At 66.0% G+C, this 20985-nt stretch carries 24 protein-coding genes; 13 read left to right on the top strand and 11 right to left on the bottom strand.

The genetic code is table 11. The features are described from left to right. Positions 1-3 precede the first annotated feature (3 nt). From E4S61_RS23325 to nikR, 10 genes are all read right to left on the bottom strand, one after another. Positions 4-708: an ABC transporter ATP-binding protein gene (locus tag E4S61_RS23325; protein ID WP_135306226.1), complete on the bottom strand. Its 705-nt coding sequence runs from the start codon at positions 706-708 to the stop codon at positions 4-6. Beyond that, positions 705-1496 (bottom strand): ABC transporter ATP-binding protein, encoded by a 792-nt coding sequence (locus tag E4S61_RS23320; RefSeq protein WP_135306225.1) that lies wholly within the window; start codon positions 1494-1496, stop codon positions 705-707. The genes E4S61_RS23325 and E4S61_RS23320 overlap by 4 nt, the downstream gene beginning before the upstream one ends. Then, positions 1493-2647, bottom strand: a complete 1155-nt coding sequence (locus E4S61_RS23315) for an ABC transporter permease subunit (RefSeq protein ID WP_135306224.1) — start codon at positions 2645-2647, stop codon at positions 1493-1495. The genes E4S61_RS23320 and E4S61_RS23315 overlap by 4 nt, the downstream gene beginning before the upstream one ends. Next, positions 2648-3535 carry an ABC transporter permease subunit gene (locus tag E4S61_RS23310; protein WP_135306223.1) on the bottom strand — a complete coding sequence of 296 codons (888 nt, stop codon included), beginning with the start codon at positions 3533-3535 and terminating at the stop codon, positions 2648-2650. It lies immediately after the preceding gene. Between the two features lies 1 nt (position 3536). Beyond that, a complete protein-coding gene (locus tag E4S61_RS23305; protein WP_135306222.1) occupies positions 3537-4865 on the bottom strand; it encodes an urea ABC transporter substrate-binding protein in 1329 nt (442 codons plus the stop codon). A gap of 397 nt (positions 4866-5262) precedes the next feature. Beyond that, entirely contained in the window at positions 5263-6372 is a 1110-nt protein-coding gene (locus tag E4S61_RS23300) for an agmatinase family protein (protein WP_135306221.1), read from the bottom strand. A 231-nt stretch (positions 6373-6603) separates the two neighbouring features. Further along, positions 6604-7626 (bottom strand): AbrB/MazE/SpoVT family DNA-binding domain-containing protein, encoded by a 1023-nt coding sequence (locus E4S61_RS23295; RefSeq protein ID WP_135306270.1) that lies wholly within the window; start codon positions 7624-7626, stop codon positions 6604-6606. Positions 7627-7875: 249 nt separating this feature from the next. Continuing rightward, positions 7876-9426, bottom strand: coding sequence for a sodium:solute symporter family protein (locus E4S61_RS23290; protein ID WP_135306220.1), 1551 nt, complete (start codon positions 9424-9426; stop codon positions 7876-7878). 293 nt (positions 9427-9719) lie between these two features. Next, positions 9720-10172, bottom strand: a complete 453-nt coding sequence (locus E4S61_RS23285; protein ID WP_245180924.1) for a Mov34/MPN/PAD-1 family protein — start codon at positions 10170-10172, stop codon at positions 9720-9722. A 99-nt stretch (positions 10173-10271) separates the two neighbouring features. Then, positions 10272-10682 (bottom strand): nickel-responsive transcriptional regulator NikR, encoded by a 411-nt coding sequence (gene nikR, locus E4S61_RS23280; RefSeq protein ID WP_135306218.1) that lies wholly within the window; start codon positions 10680-10682, stop codon positions 10272-10274. 105 nt (positions 10683-10787) lie between these two features. On the opposite strand from nikR, the gene E4S61_RS23275 reads away from it, so the two are divergent. The 13 genes from E4S61_RS23275 (at position 10788) to E4S61_RS23215 (ending at position 20635) form a co-directional block, all read left to right on the top strand. Next, positions 10788-11426 carry an energy-coupling factor ABC transporter permease gene (locus E4S61_RS23275; RefSeq protein WP_135306217.1) on the top strand — a complete coding sequence of 213 codons (639 nt, stop codon included), beginning with the start codon at positions 10788-10790 and terminating at the stop codon, positions 11424-11426. Next, positions 11426-11731 carry a PDGLE domain-containing protein gene (locus E4S61_RS23270; protein WP_135306216.1) on the top strand — a complete coding sequence of 102 codons (306 nt, stop codon included), beginning with the start codon at positions 11426-11428 and terminating at the stop codon, positions 11729-11731. Before E4S61_RS23275 ends, E4S61_RS23270 begins: the two co-directional genes overlap by 1 nt. Next, positions 11718-12512 (top strand): cobalt ECF transporter T component CbiQ, encoded by a 795-nt coding sequence (gene cbiQ / locus E4S61_RS23265; RefSeq protein ID WP_135306215.1) that lies wholly within the window; start codon positions 11718-11720, stop codon positions 12510-12512. The genes E4S61_RS23270 and cbiQ overlap by 14 nt, the downstream gene beginning before the upstream one ends. After that, on the top strand, positions 12509-13297 hold the full coding sequence (locus tag E4S61_RS23260) for an energy-coupling factor ABC transporter ATP-binding protein (protein WP_135306214.1): 789 nt from the start codon (positions 12509-12511) through the stop codon (positions 13295-13297). Before cbiQ ends, E4S61_RS23260 begins: the two co-directional genes overlap by 4 nt. A 165-nt stretch (positions 13298-13462) precedes the next feature. Then, a complete protein-coding gene (locus E4S61_RS23255; RefSeq protein ID WP_135306213.1) occupies positions 13463-13924 on the top strand; it encodes an urease subunit beta in 462 nt (153 codons plus the stop codon). Further along, positions 13921-15627: an urease subunit alpha gene (ureC, locus tag E4S61_RS23250; protein ID WP_135306212.1), complete on the top strand. Its 1707-nt coding sequence runs from the start codon at positions 13921-13923 to the stop codon at positions 15625-15627. The genes E4S61_RS23255 and ureC overlap by 4 nt, the downstream gene beginning before the upstream one ends. Beyond that, positions 15624-15989: an urease subunit gamma gene (locus E4S61_RS23245; RefSeq protein WP_135306211.1), complete on the top strand. Its 366-nt coding sequence runs from the start codon at positions 15624-15626 to the stop codon at positions 15987-15989. Before ureC ends, E4S61_RS23245 begins: the two co-directional genes overlap by 4 nt. Before the next feature lie 2 nt (positions 15990-15991). Further along, positions 15992-16609 (top strand): urease accessory protein UreG, encoded by a 618-nt coding sequence (gene ureG, locus E4S61_RS23240; protein ID WP_167768625.1) that lies wholly within the window; start codon positions 15992-15994, stop codon positions 16607-16609. Beyond that, the gene (locus E4S61_RS23235; RefSeq protein ID WP_135306209.1) at positions 16609-17535 is read left to right on the top strand and encodes an urease accessory protein UreD; all 927 of its coding nucleotides are present in this window, start codon (positions 16609-16611) and stop codon (positions 17533-17535) included. The genes ureG and E4S61_RS23235 overlap by 1 nt, the downstream gene beginning before the upstream one ends. Further along, complete coding sequence (locus tag E4S61_RS23230) at positions 17535-18092, top strand: urease accessory protein UreE (RefSeq protein WP_135306208.1); 558 nt, start codon at positions 17535-17537, stop codon at positions 18090-18092. The genes E4S61_RS23235 and E4S61_RS23230 overlap by 1 nt, the downstream gene beginning before the upstream one ends. Beyond that, positions 18089-18868, top strand: a complete 780-nt coding sequence (locus E4S61_RS23225) for an urease accessory protein UreF (RefSeq protein ID WP_135306207.1) — start codon at positions 18089-18091, stop codon at positions 18866-18868. Before E4S61_RS23230 ends, E4S61_RS23225 begins: the two co-directional genes overlap by 4 nt. Positions 18869-18974: 106 nt before the next feature. After that, a complete protein-coding gene (locus tag E4S61_RS23220) occupies positions 18975-19436 on the top strand; it encodes a histidine kinase (RefSeq protein ID WP_135306206.1) in 462 nt (153 codons plus the stop codon). A 44-nt stretch (positions 19437-19480) separates the two neighbouring features. Next, on the top strand, positions 19481-20635 hold the full coding sequence (locus E4S61_RS23215; RefSeq protein WP_135306205.1) for a M20 family metallopeptidase: 1155 nt from the start codon (positions 19481-19483) through the stop codon (positions 20633-20635). A gap of 37 nt (positions 20636-20672) precedes the next feature. Here the strand turns inward: E4S61_RS23215 and E4S61_RS23210 are convergent, their stop codons facing one another. Beyond that, the gene (locus E4S61_RS23210; protein ID WP_135306204.1) at positions 20673-20978 is read right to left on the bottom strand and encodes a hypothetical protein; all 306 of its coding nucleotides are present in this window, start codon (positions 20976-20978) and stop codon (positions 20673-20675) included. Positions 20979-20985 lie beyond the last annotated feature (7 nt).

Here is a 20985-nt window from a genome sequence, read left to right as displayed (position 1 = left end):
CGTTCAGACCGCCAGGTAGCTGGCGATCGCGCCCTCGTCGTCCAGTTGCGCCCCTTCGAGTTCGTCGACGATCTCGCCTCGCTCCATCGCGTAACAGCGATCGGCCATCTCGCGGATGACCCCGAGGTTCTGCTCGACGAAGAGGATCGTCGTGCCGAGTGCCTCGTTGATGGTGCGCATGTCGGCGCTGATCTGGTCGACGATGGAGGGTTGGACGCCCTCGCTCGGTTCGTCCAGCAACAGCAAGTCGGGGTTCGAGACGAGTGCACGGGCGATGGCGAGCATCTGCCGCTCGCCGCCCGAGAGGGTCCCAGCGTCCTGACTTCCCCGCTCTTCGAGGACCGGGAAGAAGTCGTAGACCTCGTCGTAGAGGTAGTCGTCGGAGCCGGCGTTGACGTGTTCGCCCATCTTGAGGTTCTGCTCGACGGAAAGGTCGGGAAACACGTCCCGACCCTGCGGGATGTATCCCATCCCGGCACGGGCGTGCTCGTCCGCGCTGCGGGTCGTGAGGTGGGCACCGTCGTAGGTTATTGTCCCCTGCCACGGTTCGAGGAGGCCGATGGCCGTCTTCATCAGCGTCGTCTTGCCGACGCCGTTCTTGCCCATGACGCCGACGATCTCGCCGCGCTCGATCGAGAGGTCTACATCCCGCAGAATCGGCGTCGACTCGTAGCCGACGGTCACCGAGGAGAGCGACAGGAGCGTCACTCCCCGTCACCTCCGAGGTAGATCCGCTGGACCGCTGGGTCGGCCTTTATCTCGCCGATAGTCCCCTCTCGGAACACCGACCCCTGGTGGAGGACGGTCACCTTTTCGGAGATTCGCTCGACGAAGTCGGTGTCGTGTTCGATGACGATGAAGGCGATGCCCCGTTCCTCGTTGAGCGTCTCGATTCGCTCGGCGATGGCCCGGCGCTCCTCCGTCGAGAGCCCGGCGACCGGTTCGTCGAGCAGGAGGAGGTCGGGTTCCAGCGAGGCGGCCATCGCGATCTCCAGTTGCTGTTGCTGGCCGTGTGAGAGGTCGCCAGCGCGCGTGTCGCTCTCGTCGTCGAGACCGGCGGCCGAGAGCGATTCGTCGACGCGCTGGCGTCGGTCGTCGCCGCTTGCGAACCGCTGAATCGGGAGCCGTGCGTTCTCACGGACGGTCAGTTCCTCGAAGACGCTCGGCACCTGAAACTTCATGCTGAGGCCGCGGTCGATGCGCTCGTGGGGGTCGTCGTCGGTGATCTCGGAGCCGTTGAAGTAGACGCTCCCTTCGGTCACCGGGTGTTGACCCGTGATGAGCTTCATCAGTGTGCTCTTGCCCGCGCCGTTCGGACCGATGAGACAGCGTATCTCGCCGGCCTTCACGCTGAAGTCGACGTGATCGGTCGCGGTGAACCCGCCGAATCGCTTAACCACATCGTCGGTCTGCAACAGCGTCTCGGTGTTCGTCCCGGTCGCCAGTTGCGCGGCGGTCTTCCTGACGTTCGGGTCGCCGGACGTGCTCTGGCTCATTCGCGGGCCACCTCCGGCGAGTTCTCGGTACCGGGGAGCCGCCTGCGGACGTTTCGGTCCAGCAAGCGTCTGGCCCGTTCGGTCGCCCGTCGGCTTCCGTCGACGAGGCCGTGTCGGTCGAAGTAGCCGTAGACGTTTCGAACGCCCGGCACGGCACCCTCCGGCAGCAGCAGGATCGAGACGATCATCAGGAGACCGACGCCGATCTGGGCCACCTCGGGGAACTGGACGGCGGCCGCGGTTCGGACCCACTCGATGGCGATGGCGGCGACGATCGGCCCGAGTAGCGTCTTTCGACCGCCGACGCTGACCCAGACGACCGGGAGCGCTGCGGCGGCGGCGCTGAAGACCGTCTCGGGCGTGACCGAGTACGACTGGAACATGTAGAGGACGCCGCCCAAGCCGGCCAGCCCACCCCCGGTGGTGAAGACGACGAGCTTCCGGAACTTCACGTCGTAACCGAACATCTCGGCGCGGTCCTCGTCCTCGCGGATCGCTACCATCACGCGGCCGAAGTCAGAATTGACGAAGACACGCAGGCCGAGGTACGTCGCCACCAGGAGCGCGGCAATCACGTAGTAGGTGAGCGGCTGGACGAGGGTGACGGTCATCGGGCCTGCGCCGAGGACGACGTCAGAGATTCCGATCCCGGTGTCGCCCCCGAGGTTGACCGAGCCGACGAACACCTGACTGGCGGTCGTTCCGTAGGTGTTCAACACGACGGTGACGACCAGCGTCGTGATGGTCACGTACACGTCGCGCACGCCGCCGTAGAACATGAAGTAGCCCAGCACGAACGACGCGAGCGCGCCAAAGGCGACGGCGACGACGACGGCTGCCGTCGTCCCCAACGGCGAGGCGAGGTTGCCGACGGTGACGGCGAAGGCGTACGCTGCGAGGCCGTAGAAGGCGTTCTGTCCGAAGCTGAGGATACCGGCGTACCCCCAGACGAATGCCAGCGACAGCGCGAGGAATGCGGCGACGAGATACCGCGACAGCTGGGTGGCCTGATAGATACTGGTGAGCGACGGGTACGCGAACAGTACCGCGACGGCGACCGCGAGCGCGACCCAGAAGCCGCGGCCGCTCCCGACCGTGTTCGGTCCCTCGAAGCGCCCGCCGAGACCGGGGACGGTGTGGTCGTCAGCCATCTACGCTCCCTCCGCTGCGAGACGGTCGCGGGCGCGCTCGACGAACCCGGTGATTCCGTCCTGGAAGAACCGGATGACGAACACCGTCACGACCAGCAGGACGATACTCCCCATCGTCTGGTCGTAGAAATACGTCACGCCGGCGTCGACGGCACCGAGCAGTCCACCCGATAGCCCGGTGCCGAGCACGACCGAGGGACCGCCGACCACGACGACGACGAAGGACTTGACCAGGTAGGTTCCGCCCATCGTCGGGTTGACCGAGACCAGCGGCGCGAGCAACGCGCCCGTCAGCCCGGCCAGTGCCGAGCCGATGGCGAACGTCTGACTGTAGACGCGCTCGGTCGTGACGCCCAGCGAGCGGGACATCTCTTCGTTCTGAATCGTCGCGCGGGCTCGAATGCCGTACTCCGTGTGCGTGAACAGCCAGTAGACGACGGCGAGGACGCCGACGGCCACCAGCGCGAGCGCGACCTTGTACAGCGACTGGGAGAACGCCCCGTAGGTGATGGTCCCGAAGGGCGTCGGGATTGACGGTTCGGAGGTGCCCCGGAGAACGAGCATCCCCTGTGACAAGACGAGACTGAGGCCAAGTGTGACGACCATGGAGTCGAACAACCGCCCGTAGGTCCGCTTGATGAGCAGGCGTTCGACGACGAATCCGAAGGCGGCCGTCACGACGACTGCGAGTACCATCGACGCGAGCAGCGGGAGCCCGAGGTCGTGGTAGCCGAAGACGGTGGCGTACGCGCCGACCATGATGAACTCCCCGTGTGCGAGGTTGATGACGCCCATGATACCGAAGATGATGGCCAACCCCACGGCCGCGAGCACCAGCACTGAGAACTGCTGGAGGTACTGGAAGGCGAGGTTCAGCCCGTTGACCATCCTACTCGGCCTCCTCGAAGTAGTCTCGCGGGGTGTACTGCGTCTCCTCGTCTTCCTGCGTGAGGTCACAGCCGACCGTCTCGGAGAGGAACTTCTCGGGGATCTTCTCGTCTTTGACCGCCGTCACGTTGTGCTCGGCGTCGGCTTTCATGACCCACATGTGGTGGTCGACGTGGTGGGTCGCGCCGTCGAGTTCTATCGAGCCGCCCTCGGGCGCTTCCGGTGCGTGTTCCGGACCGAGGCTGATCCCGGATTCGAGCGCCTCTCGGACTTCCGGCTGCTCGAACGTGCCAGCCTGTTCGACAGCCTTCTTGTACATGTACGTCGAGAAGTAGTTCGTCTGGGCTTCTTCGTTGATGTACGGGGCGTCGGGGAACATCTCGTAGAACCGGTCGACGAAGCCGCCGTCTCTCGTGTTGCTCTCGCTCGGGATTTCCTCCATGTAGTTGACGCCCGCGTAGATGTTCTTCATCGCCGGCGGTTCGAGACGGCGGTGCTCGTAGCCCTGCGCCATCGCCGTCGAGGTGCCGATGGGCACGTCCAGGCCGGCCGAAGCCTTCTGCTTGTAAAAGGCGGTGTGGTTCTTCCCGACGAGCATCGACATGACGAAGTCCGGGTCCGCCTCTTGGATATTGTTGATCGTCGAACTGAACTGCGAGCTGTCGAGGCTGATGAACTCCTCGCCCATCACCTCGGCGTCGTTCTCGTCTGCGAGCACCTTGACCCAGTCCGCAGAGAGCTGGCCGAAGTTGTAGTCGGCGGCGATGGTGTAGATCTTCGGGCCATACTCCTCGCGTAGGTACGGGAGGACGCTACCGAGCTGTTGGCGGGCAGTCGGCCCGACTGCGAACACGTTCTTATCACAGACGCCGCCCTCGTACTGGGTGGTGTAGAAGTAGAGCTGATCCTGTCGGTCGATGATGGGGCGAATCGCCTCCCGCGTCGAGGACGCGTAGCCGGCCCACAGCGCGTCGACGTTGCGCTGCTGGGTCATCTTCCGAGTGAGCTGTTTGTACCGGGAGTTGTCGGACTGAGGGTCCGGATCGAACAACTCGATCTGGGCCCCGTTGATGCCGCCGTTGGCGTTTATCTCCTCGATGGCGAGCTTGCTGGCCTGCCACTTGGGCGTGCCGTTGAGTGCGAACGTCCCCGATCGGTCCTCCAAGACGCCGATCTTGACGGTCTCACCGCTGCTCTTCCCGTCGGTCGACGCGCCGGTACTCCCGTCGCCGCCGCTCCCGCTACTCTGTGAACAGCCGGCGAGCCCCCCGACCACCGCGGCACCGCCCGCGGTGACGAACCGCCGACGACTGATGTCCTTCCGACTCACGCGAAATCACCCGAGTTAAGTTTACAATCAGTACTAAATTCTGCGAAATTCTGAGCTATCATGTACGAATTATGTGCAATATGTGGGTATTCGTCCAACATCTTATGACATTCCTTCGATTTCCGAGATGGTAAATAAGGGTTTGCAATTCAATCTTATAGATGTCCAACCATATACCCGTGTGTATTAGGAACTCAAAGGTGAGTGGGTTTTTGCTACATGTTTGGAACAATAGGGCCCAGAATAGGAGAATGTGAACTATTTCGGACGACACGGAGAATCGACTCGTTTCGCGGGCGGAAAGATGGCGTGGGCCGCCGCGGTTTGACAAGAGAGCGTGCGGTCGGCCCGGCTGAAAGATGTCCGCCAGTGTCGAACCGGGATCAGTTGCAGCCGCTCAGTCGTCGGCGGGCGTCTCGGCCGCCTCGCTCGGCCCGAGCGGCTCCTTGGGCTTGATTGGGTCGCCCGATTCGAGGCCCTTCGACGCCAGCGCCATGCTGCCAAGCACCTCGATGATGAGGCGGTTGGCGAAGCCGCTGGTGATGCCGCCGTTGTAGGAGTTCGAGTCGCTCACGTCGTAGGCGGGTGAGACCTCGACCACGTCGAAGCCGAAGTCCTTGGGGTCCAGCGCCTTGACGACTTCCCGGACCATGTAGATGGCCTCACGGGGGATGAGCCCACCCGGTTCCGGTTCGCCGGTGCCCGGGCAGTAAGCCGGCTCCATCACGTCCACGTCGAAGGAGACCCACACAGCGTCGGTGCCGTCGGTCACACGCTGGACGGCGTCTGCGACGATGTCGTCTAGGTCCATGTTGCCGACCTCCATCGCGGTGTACCACTTCATCCCGGCGTCGCGCATGTCTTCGTAAGTGTCGGGACCGGGCCAGAACCCGCGCGGGCCGATGAGCGTGTAGTTCTCGCCGGCCATGATGCCCTCGTCGTAGACGCGCTTGACCCACGCGCCGTGGTCGTACTCGAACCCAGTGAGCCCGTCCTCGCCGGTGTCGGCGTGACAGTCGAAGTGGATGAGCCCGATGTCTTCGTAGCCGTTGGCCTCTGCCCAGCCCTTGATGTCCGGGTAAGAGATGGAGTGGTCGCCGCCGATGACGACCGGCGTCGCCTGCTCGCTGATCTCGTAGACGGCGTCCTCGATGTTCAGCTGGCTCTGTCGGGTATCTCCGGGCGACACCGTGGCGTCACCGGTATCGGCGACGCTGAAGGTGTCGAACGGATCGATGCCCGTCTCGATGTTGAAGTGCTCGTAGGGCGGAGAGGGGACCGTTGAGGCGGCGCGGACCGCACGCGGCCCGTAGCGAGTCCCTGGACGGATGGTCGTCGCCGTGTCCAGCGGTGCGCCGAGGATGCCGACGTCTACGTCCTCCTCGTCGAGTTCGTCCCGCTCGGCCTCGGGCAGCTTCAGGAACGTCGGGACGCCACTGAAGATGGGTTCGTTCGCTTCCTTGTGCTTCTCGCCGTAGATATCTTCGCCGTTGCGTTCTTCAGACATGGTAATCGTGGTGCTATTTCGGATATCGGTTGGTCTTTCGCCCGATTTTTGCGACAGTAGTGGATGATTGGTGATTACTGAAAAGCGTTCCTTCGGATGTGTAATACCCACCGGGATGAACATCCGTCGGCATGTACCGTTCGAGTCTCTTTTAGGTGTACTAGGACGGGCCAGGTGGCCGCACGACGTGGCTGTCGCTCGTGGCGGCGCTGTCGAGAAAAGTGGCGGATGTCACTCGCTAGCTACGAGGTCCGGCGAGGCTCGGAACGCGAGGTGGGTCGCTACGTCGAGGCTGTCGCGCGCGTGCTGAGCACAGCGTTCGAGCAAGACGACCGCTCGCTGGAGTTCCAACAGGGGTTCGGGGCGCTCGCTCGCCAGGTGGTCGTTGCAGGCGGTAACGTGTTCGTCGACGGCCGCCAGTCGGTCGCGGGCGGTCTCGGTGGCTCCGTAGTCGGGGGTCGTGACAGCGTCGATGGTCGCACACACCGCCTCGTCGAGCGCCTCGCCGAGGTCACCGAGTTTCTCGGCGGTCTCGTCGTCCGGCGCTTCTCCGTCACTCTCGACGGCGAGGTCGGCAATGTCCCGAGCCAGCCCGGCCATCAGCGACACGTCCTGTGCGACCGACCGGAAGCCGATGAGCGGAAAGCCGGTGTCGAGTCCCACCTCCTGGTTGAGTTGTGGGTTCCGGTAGGTGGCAAAGACCAGGCGCAAGAAGAGGTAAAACAGCTTCTCGACCTGGCCGTGGCGGCTCGACGCCGCTCGCGCCCGTTCGACGTCGCCTTCGATCAGAGCGGTGATACTTTCGGTCCGTATCGTCGCCTCCGTTCGGCTGAGACGGCCCAGCAGCGTCGGCAGGTCGAAGTCGCCCGGCGCGACCGAACACCGGACGGTGACGGTCTGTTTCGCCTGCTCGACGATGCCGAGTCCCATGAGCTGTCGCTCCGTCCGGAAGACGGCGTCGTGATGGTCGGGCGAGAGCGGCGACGACGACTCGACGCGGATGAGCTGCCGGCCGAGAACGTACTGGGTGACGACGGCTCGGCCCAGCGCGTCGGGCGACAGCGAGTCGGCGTCGATAGTCGCGCCCGTATCCTCGATGGTCGGTTCTTCGGGGACCAACAGCAGCGAGCCGCCGTTCTCGTCGCGCTGGACGATGACTTCGTCGCCCTTCTCGATGTCGTGGTGGCGCGCCCACTCGGCCGGGACGGTCACCGCCAGGGTCGAGGAGCCGAGTTGTTGGACCTTCCGTTTCACGCGGACGTAATCGGTGCTCACGACAGGGCACTCCTCGCCGAGAGGGCCATTGGACGAGCATTCATCTCTATTCGAATAAGACACACGATCGGATAGTAAATTCGGGTTTCGGTTGGCACAATACGTGCGGCCTGTCGATATTTCTTTTTTCTATCTTATCCTCCGGTTCCGGTGAGCACGAACGCGAGGATCAACAGGGTGACGACCAGCGCGAGGCCGAACAGGAAAAAGCGGTCCCCGGCCGAGTGGTCAGTCATCGTCGTCACCGCCGGCGACGATGGTCCGCTGGCCCTGCCGGTCGAGGGTGCGGACGCCGTAGCTCTCCCGCGTGGCGTAGCCGACGGCGAGGAACACTGCGAGACTCACGGTCGGCGCGATGAACGTCGGGATGCCGTCGAACGCCGCGGTGAAGATATCGTTCTGGACGTACAGGAGCGTGTTCTCGTAGCCGTAGGTAACCGGGATCAAGACGAAGAAGGCGAGTCGCGTCACGCTCCCCGAAATCATCGAGGCCAGCGCCGCGGGCGTCGTCGCCACGTCGGGCCAGTACAGACCGAGCGCCAGCGGGACGAGCGCGCCGGCGAACATGATGTCGAACGCGAGGACGAGCAACATCCCCGTCGCGGGGACGCGAAGCGCGAAGAACACGCCGAGTACGGTGATCGGGACCGCCATCAGTCGAGTGACCTTCAGGAGCTTGTCGCTCTTGTGACTGAAGAAGCCGCCGTCGGCCGCCGTCGGGTCGGCCTCGGTCTTCTCGTCGATGCGGATGTCGCCGATGTTGCGGGCGATGACCGACGAAGTACCTAAGATTGCGCCGTCGCCCGTCGAAAACGAGGCGGCGACGATACCGCCGAGGACGAGCGCCGCCAACCACGGTGGGACGGCATTCTGTAAGAGGACGTAGAGGACGGCCTGCTCGCCGGCCTGGATGCCCATCGACTGGAGGATGGATCCGGCCGAGAGCGCGACCATCGAGAACGGAATCCCGATGACGAGCGTTCCGAGGCTGCCGATGAAACACGCCTTCTGTGCCGTCTCCGGGTCGTCGGCCGCGAAGACGCGCTCCATGAAGTCCAACGCGACGATGTCCCCGAGACCGAGGGCCGCGATGGTGGCGAGATTGACGTACGCGCCCTTCGAGGGGTTGGTGAGCTGGCCGAGCGCCGTCGGTCCCATCCCCTCGGGGATGGTGATTCCGTAGTTCATGGCGACGAAAGCGACGAGCGCGAGCGATCCGGCGAGCGCGACGAACGCTTGAATCACGTCGGTGTAAGCCACCGCGAAGAGGCCGCCGGCGATGGTGTAGGTGAAGATGATGGCCGCGATGGCGACGACGCCCGTGAAGTAGGAGGTGCCGACGAACGTCTGAAAGAGGTAGCCGCCGGCGACGAGGTTGCCGGCGAGCAAGAAGGCGTAGCTCAGCACCATGATGAGACTCGCGAGTATCTCGACGCCCCGACCGTACTTCCGGCGGTAGAAGTCCGGAAGCGTGACGAGGTCCATCCGGTTCATCGGCTTGGCGAAAAAGAGACCGGTGATGAACAGACACAGTGCCAGTCCGATGGGGAGCGCTGCCCCGGCCCAGAAGCCAAAGGAGGCGGTCAGGTCGGTGTTACCGAGCGTCGCGTTCGCGTCGAGTGACTGGGCCATCAGCGTCGCGGCGGCGAGCGGGAGAATCAGTCCCCGGCCGGCGATGATGTAGTTGACGCTGTCGCCGTTGATGTATTTTGAGACGTAGAGACCCACGCCGAGCATCACGACCACGATGGCCGCCAGTCCGTAGACGATGACGCTCACCGGTCCGCCCTCCGGTTGACGAATCGAGCCGTTTCACGCGAACGGATGTGCAATACGCGGACCTTCTTGCATATTTCGTGTACGTTTGGTCGAATATGTCTCACAGAAGTGGCGACCCATCCACAGTAAAAAGGCCTTCTCCTGTGATTGTTTACCGTCTGTGGTCGTCCATGCACGTCCCCAAACCATCCCATGAGACAGATGGACGTTCGAACAGTTCCAGTAGGTAGAAACGATGTGTACGTCCTGGAACTCCTTGTACTGTATAAGGTGGTCGCGAGAGCGACGCCGCTTCAGACGAGTCGCGGGAGGCGAGCGCGCGTCGGCGACTCGTCGGTCGCCGCCGCCTCGGCCGGGAGCTCGCGCCACGGGAGGAGCCCTCGCCGGAACAGGCGATAGCTGTAGGGCTCGCCGTGGGGGGCGAAGATGACGAGGGCGAACCGCTCGGGAATATTTTGTCTGTCCGTTCTCGTCAGCCCGGACGGCGACGCCGCGGAGGTGTGCGAGTGGTAGAACACGCGCGGACGAGTGGGAACACGGTCGTCGACCGTCGTGACGTATCGTCGTGTCGGTTCCTCGGCTTCGTTGTCGAGTTCGGCGTGCTCGACGGCGTGTAAGTGGTCGCCGCGGCGCTCACAGGCGAGGAAGCCGCCGGCTTCGTTGGGGTGTGTGGCTTCGACGGCCGCCGCGAGGCGCTCTCGAATCGGCGCTGGCACGACCAGGCCGCGAATCCGACGCGGGAACACGGCTTCGACAAGGACGGCCTCGAAAATAGGTGTGTTCGTTCGCGTCGCTCGGACAGGTCACTGTTTCGCGACATCGTCTCCGTCGGCGAGCGCGGGCGACTACTGGCCGACGAGGACGACCTTCACTTGCTGGACGCCGCCGAGCGCGCGGAGGCGGTTGGCGAGTTCGGTGATGTCGCTGGCCGCGCCCTCAACGACGAGCGTCTCCATGCAGGTATCGTGCGAGAGGTGGATGTGCTGGACGGAGGTGATGGCGTCGGCCATCTCGTGTTGGATGGTCTGGAGGTCGTCGGCGATGCCCGAGACGTGGTGGTCGTGGACGATGACGATCGTCCCGTGGTGTTGTTCGTCACCGGCGGTCTCCCACTCGTAATCGGCGAAGAAGTCCCGAAGCGAGTCTCTAATGGCTTCGGAGCGGCTGGCGTACTCCCAGTCGTCGACGATCCCGTCCAGTCGCTCGACCATCGCTGACGGCAGCGTCAGGCTGATACGGTCGATGTCGTCGCTCATACCCCGGCGTATGCGAGTGGGGGTAATATGCGTGGCTACCGTCGCCACGCCAGTAATACTGCGCGATGAGAAAGTATTATCCTCTATGGGTGGGGACGCAGTGACATGCACATTCCCGACGGCTACGTCGATCTGTCTCTCGCGCTGCTGTTCGGCGCGCTCTCCGTCGCGGTGCTCGGGTACGCCGCCAAGCGAGTCGACGGCGAGATATCCGACGCCCGCGCGCCGCTGGTCGGCGTCGTCGCCGCCAGCGTCTTCGCCGCACAGATGCTCAACTGGCCCATCCCCGGCGGGACGAGCGCCCACTTCGTCGGCGGCGCGTTCGCCGCCATCCTGTTGGGTCCACATCTCGGCGCGCTCTGTATGGCAACCGTCGTGACGATTCAGGCGCTCGTCTTCGGTGACGGCGGCCTCGTCGTCCTCGGCGCGAACGTCTTCAACATGGCAATCGTCGAGGTGTACGTCGGCTACGCCGTCTATCGCGCGGTCGCGCCTCACGGCGAGTTTCGGGCGGCCTTCGCCGCCGGCTGGCTCGGAATCACCGCTGGTGCGCTCACTGCGGGACTCCAGCTGGGCCTCTCCTCGGCGTTCGAGTATCAGCTACTGACCACGCTCGCGCTCATGGGCGTCGGCCACCTCGTCCTGGGCCTCGTCGAGGGGGCTATCACGGCCGTCGTCTACCGCTATCTCGCCGACGCTCGGCCGGACCTCCGACCGACCGCCGTGGGGGAGGCGAGCGCCTGATGGTCCCCAATTGGCTCCCGCGCGCGCTCGCGGCGCTACTCGTCCTCACGCTGCTGGCTCCGGTATTCGGGTGGGCGGCCGGCGCGGTTGGCTACGCCGAGCCCCTCGAAAACGCCGCCGAGGCGACGGGCGCGACCGACCACGCCGAATCCAGCGGCGTCGCGCCGCTTTCCGACTACGGCGTCTCCGGACTCGGGAGCGCGAGCGGGACGTTCGTCTCGGCCGTCGTCGGGACGGCGCTGACGCTGCTCGTCGCGGCCGGCCTCGGTCGACTTCTGGGCACCGACTCCGATGGCGCGAACTGACCTCTTAGACCGCACCGTCGCGGCCGTCGCGGCCCGCGCCCGGTGGTTCCTGCTCGCCGAGGACGTCCCGGAGCGGGCCGGCTTCCTGCAGGCCGTCGCGCCGAGCGTCAAGCTGGTCGGCGTCGTCGCCCTCGTCGCGGTCACCGTCACCCGACGGGACCTGCCGAGCGTCGCCCTCCTCGCGGGACTGGCAGCCGCGCTCGCCCTTCTCTCTCGGGTTCCCGTCCGGGCCTTCTTCGAACGGGCGACCGGTCCGGCCGCGTTCGCGGTGGTCGCCGTCGCGCCGCAGGCCGTCCTGATGGGCGGCCCGACGCTGGTGGGGACGCCGCTGTCGGTCGCTGGCGTCGAGTACGTCGCCGTCTTCACCGTCCGCGTGGCCGCCTGCGTCGCCTTCCTTTCGGTCCTCCTGCTGACGACGCGCTTCGCGGACCTGTTGGCCGCGTTTCGCCGCCTGCGCGCCCCCGCGATCGCCGTCTCGCTGCTGGCGATCACCTACCGGTATCTGTTGCTCTTCTTCGCGGAACTCGAACGGATGGTCCGCGCTCGGCGCGGCCGCACGCTCGCGGACCCGGACCTGCGTCGGACATGGCGCGACTCCGGAAACTTCGTCGGGACGTTCCTCTTGCGGAGCCTCGAACGTGGCGAAAGCGTCCAGCGGGCCGCCCGCGCCCGCGGCGGGACGGGACCGACGCCGACTCGCTCTCACGACTCGCTCGGTGTGGCCGACCTCGGGTTCGCGGTCGTCGTCGCCGCCGCTATCGTCGGGGTGAGCCTCGCGTGACCGCTATCGAGGCGACGGGACTCCGATACGCCTACCCCGACGGGACGCTCGCCGTCGACGGCGTCGACGTGACGATCGACGCAGGCGAACGGGTCGCGTTGCTCGGACCGAACGGCGCGGGCAAGAGCACGCTCCTCCAACTGCTCGGCGGCCTCGTCGAACCGGACGCCGGGACGGTCCGATACTTCGGGGAGACGACCGACGCCGACTCGGTCCGGGAGCGACTGAGCGTCCTCACGCAGGACCCCGCCGAGTACCTGTTCAATCCGACGGTCAGGGAGGACCTCGCGTACGGCCCGGCCCAACAGGATATCTCGCGTAGCGAGGTGGACCGCCGTATCGAGCGCCTTGCCGACTCGCTGAACCTCGACGGACTGCTGTCGAAACCGCCGTTCAGGCTCAGCGGCGGCGAACAGCGCCGCGCGGCGCTGGCGAGCGCGCTCACCGTCGAACCCGACGTACTCTTACTGGACGAACCCGTGAGCAACGTCGACGCCGCCAACCGCGCCGAGATTCTGTCGCTGCTCGACGACCTCTCGGCGGCAGGGGTCACGCTGGTCACGTCGACGCCGGAGACGGAACTCGTCCCGCACGTCGCCGACCGGGTCGTGTTGCTCGACGCCGCGGGCGAGGTGGCCGCTCGCGGTCTGACCCGCGAGATACTGACCGACGCCGACCTGCTGGCCGACTGCGACCTCCGTCCGCCGCAGGTCGTCCGACTGTTCGAGGGGCGCGAAGACGTGCCGTTGACGGTTGCCGAGGCGCGCACCCGACTGGACGGGTGACGATGGACGTTTGTCCAGCCGAACGGATTGTAGAGTGACGGACTAGATAAAATACCGAAACGAGTGGCGCTATTTGCACCGAGAGGAAGCTGCTTATCACACCTGTCCAAACTCACACGCAGACGATGGACGAACAGTCGAAAACGCTGGTCGAGGTGGTGCGTCGTGGCTGAGGACCTCGTCCCCGGCGAAGTGATACCCGGAGAGGGAACGCTGACGCTGAACGAGGGCCGCGAGACGGCGGAGGTGAGGGTCGGCAACACTGGCGACCGCCCGGTGCAGGTCGGGTCACATTTCCACTTCTTCGAGGCCAACGCCGCCCTCGAATTCGACCGCGAGGCCGCCTTCGGGATGCGCTTGAACATTCCCGCCGGTACCGCAGTCCGATTCGAACCGGGCGACGAACAGACCGTCGACCTCGTCGCCATCGGCGGCAAGCGCGTCGCCCACGGGATGAACGGGATGGTCAACGGAAGTGTCGATGGCGACCCGAGTGATGCGCTCGAACGGTTGCGAGATGCCGGTTTCGAGGATAGCGAGGCGCGCTCGGAGAGCGCGCCTCGAGATAGCAAGCGGGGAGGAACGACCCGCGAGCCGGGCGACGATAGCGAGGCGGATGAGGAATGACACGCGACATCGACCGCGACGCCTACGCGGAACTCTACGGGCCTACAGAGGGCGACAAGGTGCGGCTCGGCGACACCCAACTATTCGCAAAAGTCGAGGCAGACCTGCGGACCCAGGGCGACGAGGCGGTCTTCGGCGGCGGGAAGACGCTGCGGGACGGCCTCGGGATGGCTTCCGGCGTTACACAGGAGGAAGGCGCGCTGGATTGGGTGCTGACGAACGCGACGATAATCGACCCCATCCTCGGCATCGTCTCGGCCGACATCGGCATCCGGAACGGCGAAATTGCGGGTATCGGGAAAGCGGGGAATCTCGAGACGATGGACGGCGTCGACATGGTCGTCGGCCCGGCGACGGATGTCTACCCCTGCGAGGGGAAGATTGCCACTGCCGGAGCGCTGGACATCCACGTCCACTGGAACTCCGCACAACTGCACGAACACGCGCTCTCGACGGGCGTGACGACGATGCTCGGCGGCGGCTACGGCGGCGGCGCGACGACGTGTACGACCGGTCCCGAGAACATCAAGCGGTTCTTGCAGGCTGCCGAAGCGTGGCCGGTCAACGTCGGCTTCTACGGCAAAGGTAACGCCTCCGACCCGGCACCGCTGCGCGAACAGGTCGAGGCGGGTGCCTGTGCGCTGAAGCTCCACGAGGACTGGGGGTCGATGCCCGACGCCATCGACACCTGCCTCGACGTGGCCGAAGACGAGGACGTACAGGTCTGTATGCACACGGACACGCTCAACGAGGCCGGGTTCGTCGAGAACACGTTCGCCGCCGTCGATGGCCGGACGATGCATCTGTTCCACATCGAAGGGGCCGGCGGGGGCCACGCGCCGGACATCATGGAGATGGTCGGCGAGCCGAATATGCTCCCCTCCTCGACGAACCCCTCGATGCCCTACACCGACAACACGTTCGACGAGCACCTGGACATGGTGATGGTCTGCCATCACCTGAATCCCGACGTACCCGAGGACGTGGCCTTCGCGGAGTCCCGGGTTCGTGCGGAGACCATCGCCGCCGAGGACGTGCTCCACGACATGGGCGCAATCTCGATGATGACGACGGACTCTCAGGCGATGGGGCGGATGGGCGAACTCGTCTCTCGTACCTGGCAGACGGCCTCGAAGATGAAGTCCCAGCGGGGGCCCCTGCCCGAGGACGAAGGCACCGACGCGGACAACCATCGCATCAAGCGTTACGTCTCGAAGTACACGGTCAACCCCGCCATCTCGGCGGGCATCGAACGCTACGTCGGGACGCTCGAACCCGGCAAACTCGCCGACGTGGTGCTGTGGGACCCCGCGTTCTTCGGCGTCAAACCCGCGATGACGTTCAAGGGCGGCTTCCCGGTCCACTCGGAGATGGGCGAGGCCAACGGGTCGCTGATGACCTGCGAACCCATCCTCCAGCGCGAACGCGCGGGGGCCGTCGGTAAGGCTAAACACGGCCTCTCGCTCTCGTTCGTCTCGCCCGCGGCCGCCGAAGCCGACGTCGGCGAGGCGTACGGCCTCGACACACCCCTCGTCCCCGTCGAGGGCACGCGCACGCCCGGCAAGGACGACATGGTCTACAACGACTACTGTCCCGACGACATCGAGGTCGACCCCGAGACGTTCGAGGTCCGGGTCGACGGCGAACACGTTACCTGCGAACCGTCTTCGGAACTGCCACTCGCACAGCGGTACATGTTATGAAACTCACAGCCAAAGAGCAAGAACGGCTCACCGTCTTCACCGCTGCAGCGGTCGCGCGACGCCGCAAGGACCGCGGCGTCCCGCTGAACCACCCCGAAGCCGTCGCGTACATCAGCGACTGGTGCATCGAGCGCGGCCGCGACGGCGAAAGCGTCGCAGAAATTCGCGCCGGCGCGTCTCAATTGCTGGGCCGCGAAGATGTCATGGAAGGGGTCCCCGAGATGATCGGCATGATTCAGGTCGAACCGGTCTTCCCCGACGGGACGAAACTCGTCACCGTCCACGACCCGATTCGCTCCGACAGCGTCGGCGGACTGGACGGGGACAGCGAGGCGGACGGGAGCGAGGTGACTGAATCGTGAGCCTGACGCACCGCGACGTGGCGACGGTCGGCGTCGGCGGCCCGGTCGGGTCGGGTAAGACCTCGCTGCTGACGGAAATCGTCCCGCAACTCCGCGAGGACGGGCTCGACGTGGGCGTCATCGCCAACGACATCCTCACGCAGGAGGACGCCGAGCGACTGCGCGAGCGGTTCGCAGGCGTCGTCCCCGAAGACCTCGTTGCGGGCGTCGAGACGGGCGCGTGTCCACACACCGGTATCCGTGAGGACCCCTCGATGAACCTCCAACAGATAAACACCTTCCTCGCTTCTCACCCGGAACTCGATCTCGTGCTGATAGAGAGCGGCGGCGACAACCTCGCGGCAACGTTCAACCCCGAACTCGCCGACTACTCGCTGTACGTCATCTCGGTCGCAGAAGGCGACGACATCCCGAGAAAGCGCGGTCCCGGCGTGGTCGACTGCGACTTGCTGGTGATGAACAAGACGGACCTCGCCCCGCACGTCGGCGCTGACATCGACGTGATGGAACGCGACGCCCGCGAGGTTCGTGACGGCCCGTTCGTTCTCACCGACTGCAAGGCGAAAGAGGGAATCGACGAGGTCCTTCGGCACCTCCACGAAGGGGTGTTGTTCGTCTGATGGCCAGGGAGGCGACGGACTCCGCAGACGTTGCCGACGCCCCGCACCCGTCTTTCGAGGGGTACGCAGCCGAATCGCCGCCACAGGCTGCTGTCGGCATGCCCGGCAAGGACGGCGTGCTGGAACTCACGTTCGCGCCGACGAGTGACAGGACGACGCTCGTCCACGACTACGCGACGGTGCCGTTCCACGTCTCGGGGACGCTCGCCCACGACCCCCATCCCGACGCGGCGACGGTGTTCGTCCAGTCGCCGACAGGTGGCGTCGCGCAGGGCGACCGCCACGAAATCGCTATCTCCGTCGAGGGAAACTCGGTCGCACACGTCTCGACGCAGAGTTCGACGAAGGTGCAGTCGATGACCCACAACTACGCGGCCGCCGACGCATCTCTCTCCGTCGGCGCGGGTGGGCATCTCGACTACGTTCCGGAACCGACCATTCTCCACGCCGATGCGCGCTACTCACAGGACCTGACGCTCTCGCTCGATACGGGTTCGACGGCGGTCCTCGGCGATATCGTCGTTCCCGGTCGCCTCGCGCGCGGCGAGCGCTTCGAGTTCGAGCGGTACCTCTCGCGGGTTCGCGCCGAGGGACCGAACGGCCTGCTGTTCGAGGACGCGACCCACCTCGCGCCCGGCGAGAGCGACCCCACTGAGCCGGGCATCTTCGGCGAGTTCACGGTCTATGGGACGCTGTTCGTCGTTGCGCCCGGGACCGACACCGCCGATATGAGCGACAAGCTCCACGAGGCCGTCGCCGACTGCGAGGCCCGCGCGGGCGCGACGACCCTCCCCAACGACGCGGGCGTCGTCGTCCGCGCGCTGGGCGACCGCGCGGAGACGGTCCAGAGTGCGCTGCACGCCGCGTGGGACCGTGCCCGCCGGACTCTCATCGACGCACCCGCACCGTCCGGGAGGAAGTTCTGATGCGCGTCGCCGACAGCTATCTCGGCCACAGCGACGACCCCGCGATTGCCGACCGACTGGCTGACGCCGACCCGCTTCGGGTCGTCCTCTCGGACACCGACCGGCGGCGCTCGCGCCTGCGTACGGAGACGACCGACGGCGAAGATCTCGGCATCGTCGTGGCTCGGGACCTCGCGGACGGCGACGTGCTCGAAACCGACGACGGGACGCTGGTCGTGGTCGAGCTCGCCGCGGTGGACGCGTTGGTCCTCGACTTCGCCGACGCCGACGTGTCCGCCGTCGTCGCGCTGGAACTGGGCCACGCGCTCGGCAACCGACACTGGGACCTCTCGATTCGGGATGAGGAGGCGCTGTTTCCGGTGCCCGACACTCGCGAGCGGATGGATACCGCCGTCGCAGACCTGCTTCCCGAGGGCGTCACGACCCGCTACGAGCGGGTTCCACCGACGACGTTCGACGACGGAGGCGACCACAGCCACGCTCACGATGGCACCGACCACGGGCACAACCACGACCACACGCACGGCGTCCGAACCATCGACGGAGCGGGCGAATGAACGACGAGGCGACCCTCGAAGCGTTCCGGCTGGCCGACTCGTTTCTCCCGGTCGGCACCTACACCGTCTCCTACGGTCTCGAACAGTTCGTCGCCGACGACCGGGTGACCGATGCCGACGACCTGCGCGCGCTCTTAGAGACGTACCTCAGACGGCAGGTCGGTCCCGCCGAACTGGTGGCGCTGCGGGCGGCTCACGCCGCCGCGCGCGAGAGCGAGGTAGACGGAATCTGTGCTGCCGACCGCCGACTCGCGGCGGCGACGCTGGCAGCAGAGTTCCGCGAGAGCGCGCAGCACTCCGGCGCTCGACTGCTCTCGCTCCAGCGTGACCTGCGCGAGTCTGACATCTTCGAGCGGTACGCAGAACGCGTCGATGGCGAGGTGCGAAGCATCTCGAACGGAGGCGGTGGAACCGCTGGAGGGGGCGAGGAACGTAGCGCCTCGAACAGCGGCGGTGGAACCGCCGGAGACGATGCGCCGGGTAACTACGCCGTCGTCCTCGGCGCGGCGACGGCGCTCGCCGGAATCGACGCGCGAGCGGCGTGTCTGCTGTGCTGTCACGGGTTCGTAACCGGCCTGTTGGGGGCCGCTCAGCGCCTCCTCTCGCTGGGTCACACCGACGCCCAGCGGATTCTCGACGACCTGCGGCCGGTGATGATCGACGTCATCGAGGACAGTGCCGACCGCACGCTGGACGACATGACACCGTTCGCACCGCTGGTGGACGTACTCGCGGCCGACCACGAACGGGCGCAGCGCCGCCTGTTCGTGAGCTGAGCCGTCTCGGTTGGTAGATGCTACCACTTTAAGCTACCGTGGTCGTGTGCGCCCGCCGCTCGAACAAGTTGCCTATTTGACAGCACCGCGACCATCGACAGACGCAATGGCGACCGAATCCACGACTGCGGCAGAGACGGACGTAACGCTCGCCGACTGGCAAGCCGGTGTGCTCGGCGGTATCCTCGGTGCGGCCGTGATGGCCGTCCTCATCTCGCTGATGAATCCGCCCGTACTACAGGGTGCGATTCCCGGCCTCTACGGGCTCTCGGGCGGCGTCGCGGGGTGGGTCGTCCACCTCTCGCACGGGGCGGTTCTCGGCGTCGCCTTCGCTGCCATCGCCGAGCGCGGTTTGCCCGCCGACCGCTCTATCGGCACGACGCTCGGTCTCGGCGTCGTCTGGGGCGTCTTGACGTGGCTGGTGCTCGCGGCGCTCGTGATGCCGCTGTGGCTCGGCGTGGTCGGTTTCCCGCAGGCCCCGCCGTTCCCGAACTTCGCCGTCCCGAGCCTGCTCTGGCATGTCGTCTACGGTGGCGTGCTAGGCGTCACGTACGCGGCGCTCCGCTGACGTTTCCGGCAAGAACCAAACCGTTCGGACCACATCGTCGAGGTATGGACGTTGCTGCCCTCACTCGGGAGCTGGTCTCGATTCCGAGCCACGACGGGCCGGACTGCGACGAGTCCGCCGCCGGCGAGTACGTCGCCGCGTGGCTCCGCGAACACACCGACGCGGCCGTCGAGTACGACGACCACGGTAACGTTTTCGCGCGAAAGGGAGGCGGCGAAGGCGACGAGTCGCTCGCGCTGGTCGGTCATCACGATGTCGTCCCGCCGGACGACTCGCAGATCGAAACCGACGGCGCGTACGTCCTCGAAGCGCGCGATGGCCGCCTCTACGGTCGAGGGACGGCCGACATGAAAGGGAGTCTCGCGGCGGCGATGCTGGCCTTCCGAGACGCGGGCACGCCGAGCGACGGCGAACTCGTCTTCGCCTCGTTCGCCGGGGAGGAACGGGGCGGCGTCGGCTGCCGAGCCGCCATCGAAGGGGTCTCCGAGTCGGCCGACTCGGAGGCTCGGGAGAGCGGGAACCGCTCTGCCGGTGGGTTCGCACCGGACTACGCCGTCGTCGGTGAAGGTTCGACGGGCTACTCCGCGGCGGGGGTCACGGACGTCGCCGTCGCTCACAAGGGCCGGCGCGGGTCGACCATCGTCGCCGAGGGTGCGGCCGCTCACGCGAGCGAACCCGAGGCCGGCGAGAACGCCATCTACCGCGCCACGGATGCCGTCGATATCGTCCGCGACCTCGACTTCCCGACGACAGAGGTGCTGGGTCACGAACTGCGAGGGAGCGTCGCCGTCACGGAAATAGCGGGCGGGTCGGCGTGGAACGTGATTCCCGAGGAGTGCGAACTGACTGTCGACGAGCGCACGGTCCCCGACGAACGCGCGCCGCTCGACCGCGTCGAATCTATCGACGGCGTCTCGGTGCGGGTCGACCAAGACTTGCCGCCGATGGCCTGCGGGGACCGCGCGTTCGCCGACAGGGTTCTCGACGCGGCGACCGCCGCACAGGACGCCAGCCCCGAACACGTCGTCAAGCCACACGCCACCGACGCGGGCTGGCTCGCGGCGGCGGGCACTGACTGCGTCGTCGTCGGCGCGGCCGAACCCGGCGAGGCCCACACTGCCGACGAGAGCGTCGCTATCGAGGTACTCGAACGGTGTCGGGACATCTACGAGACTGTCGCCACGTCGTGGCTCGGATGACGTTTCGAGCCGGCGGGACCGCTCGACCGCCGGAATCTCAGAGAGACTCTCGGTCGTCGTGGTTCGGGCCGGGCGTCTCGGTGTCCCGGTGTCGCCACCACCAGTAGAGACCGTACAGTCCCCCGACCAGCGTGAGGACCGAGAGACCGTCGAACGCGTAGCCCAGCGTCGTCCCGTTCGTGGCGAGTTGGAACAGCCCGGACGCGAGCCAGATGAGGCACATTCCGACCAGTAGCGGCAACCGACGGGTCGTCACTTTGTCGCGATGGTACTGGATACCGACGAAGCCGAGGATGGCGAGGTACACCACGACCGGGCCGATACCGGTGACGTTCGGAGTCACGATAGCA

This window comes from Haloarcula amylovorans (assembly GCF_004681185.1).
In the GTDB taxonomy this organism is placed as follows: Archaea; Halobacteriota; Halobacteria; order Halobacteriales; family Haloarculaceae; genus Haloarcula; species Haloarcula amylovorans.
The sequence above is the reverse complement of the archived record's forward strand: the minus strand, read 5'-3'. Positions and strand labels throughout refer to the sequence as shown.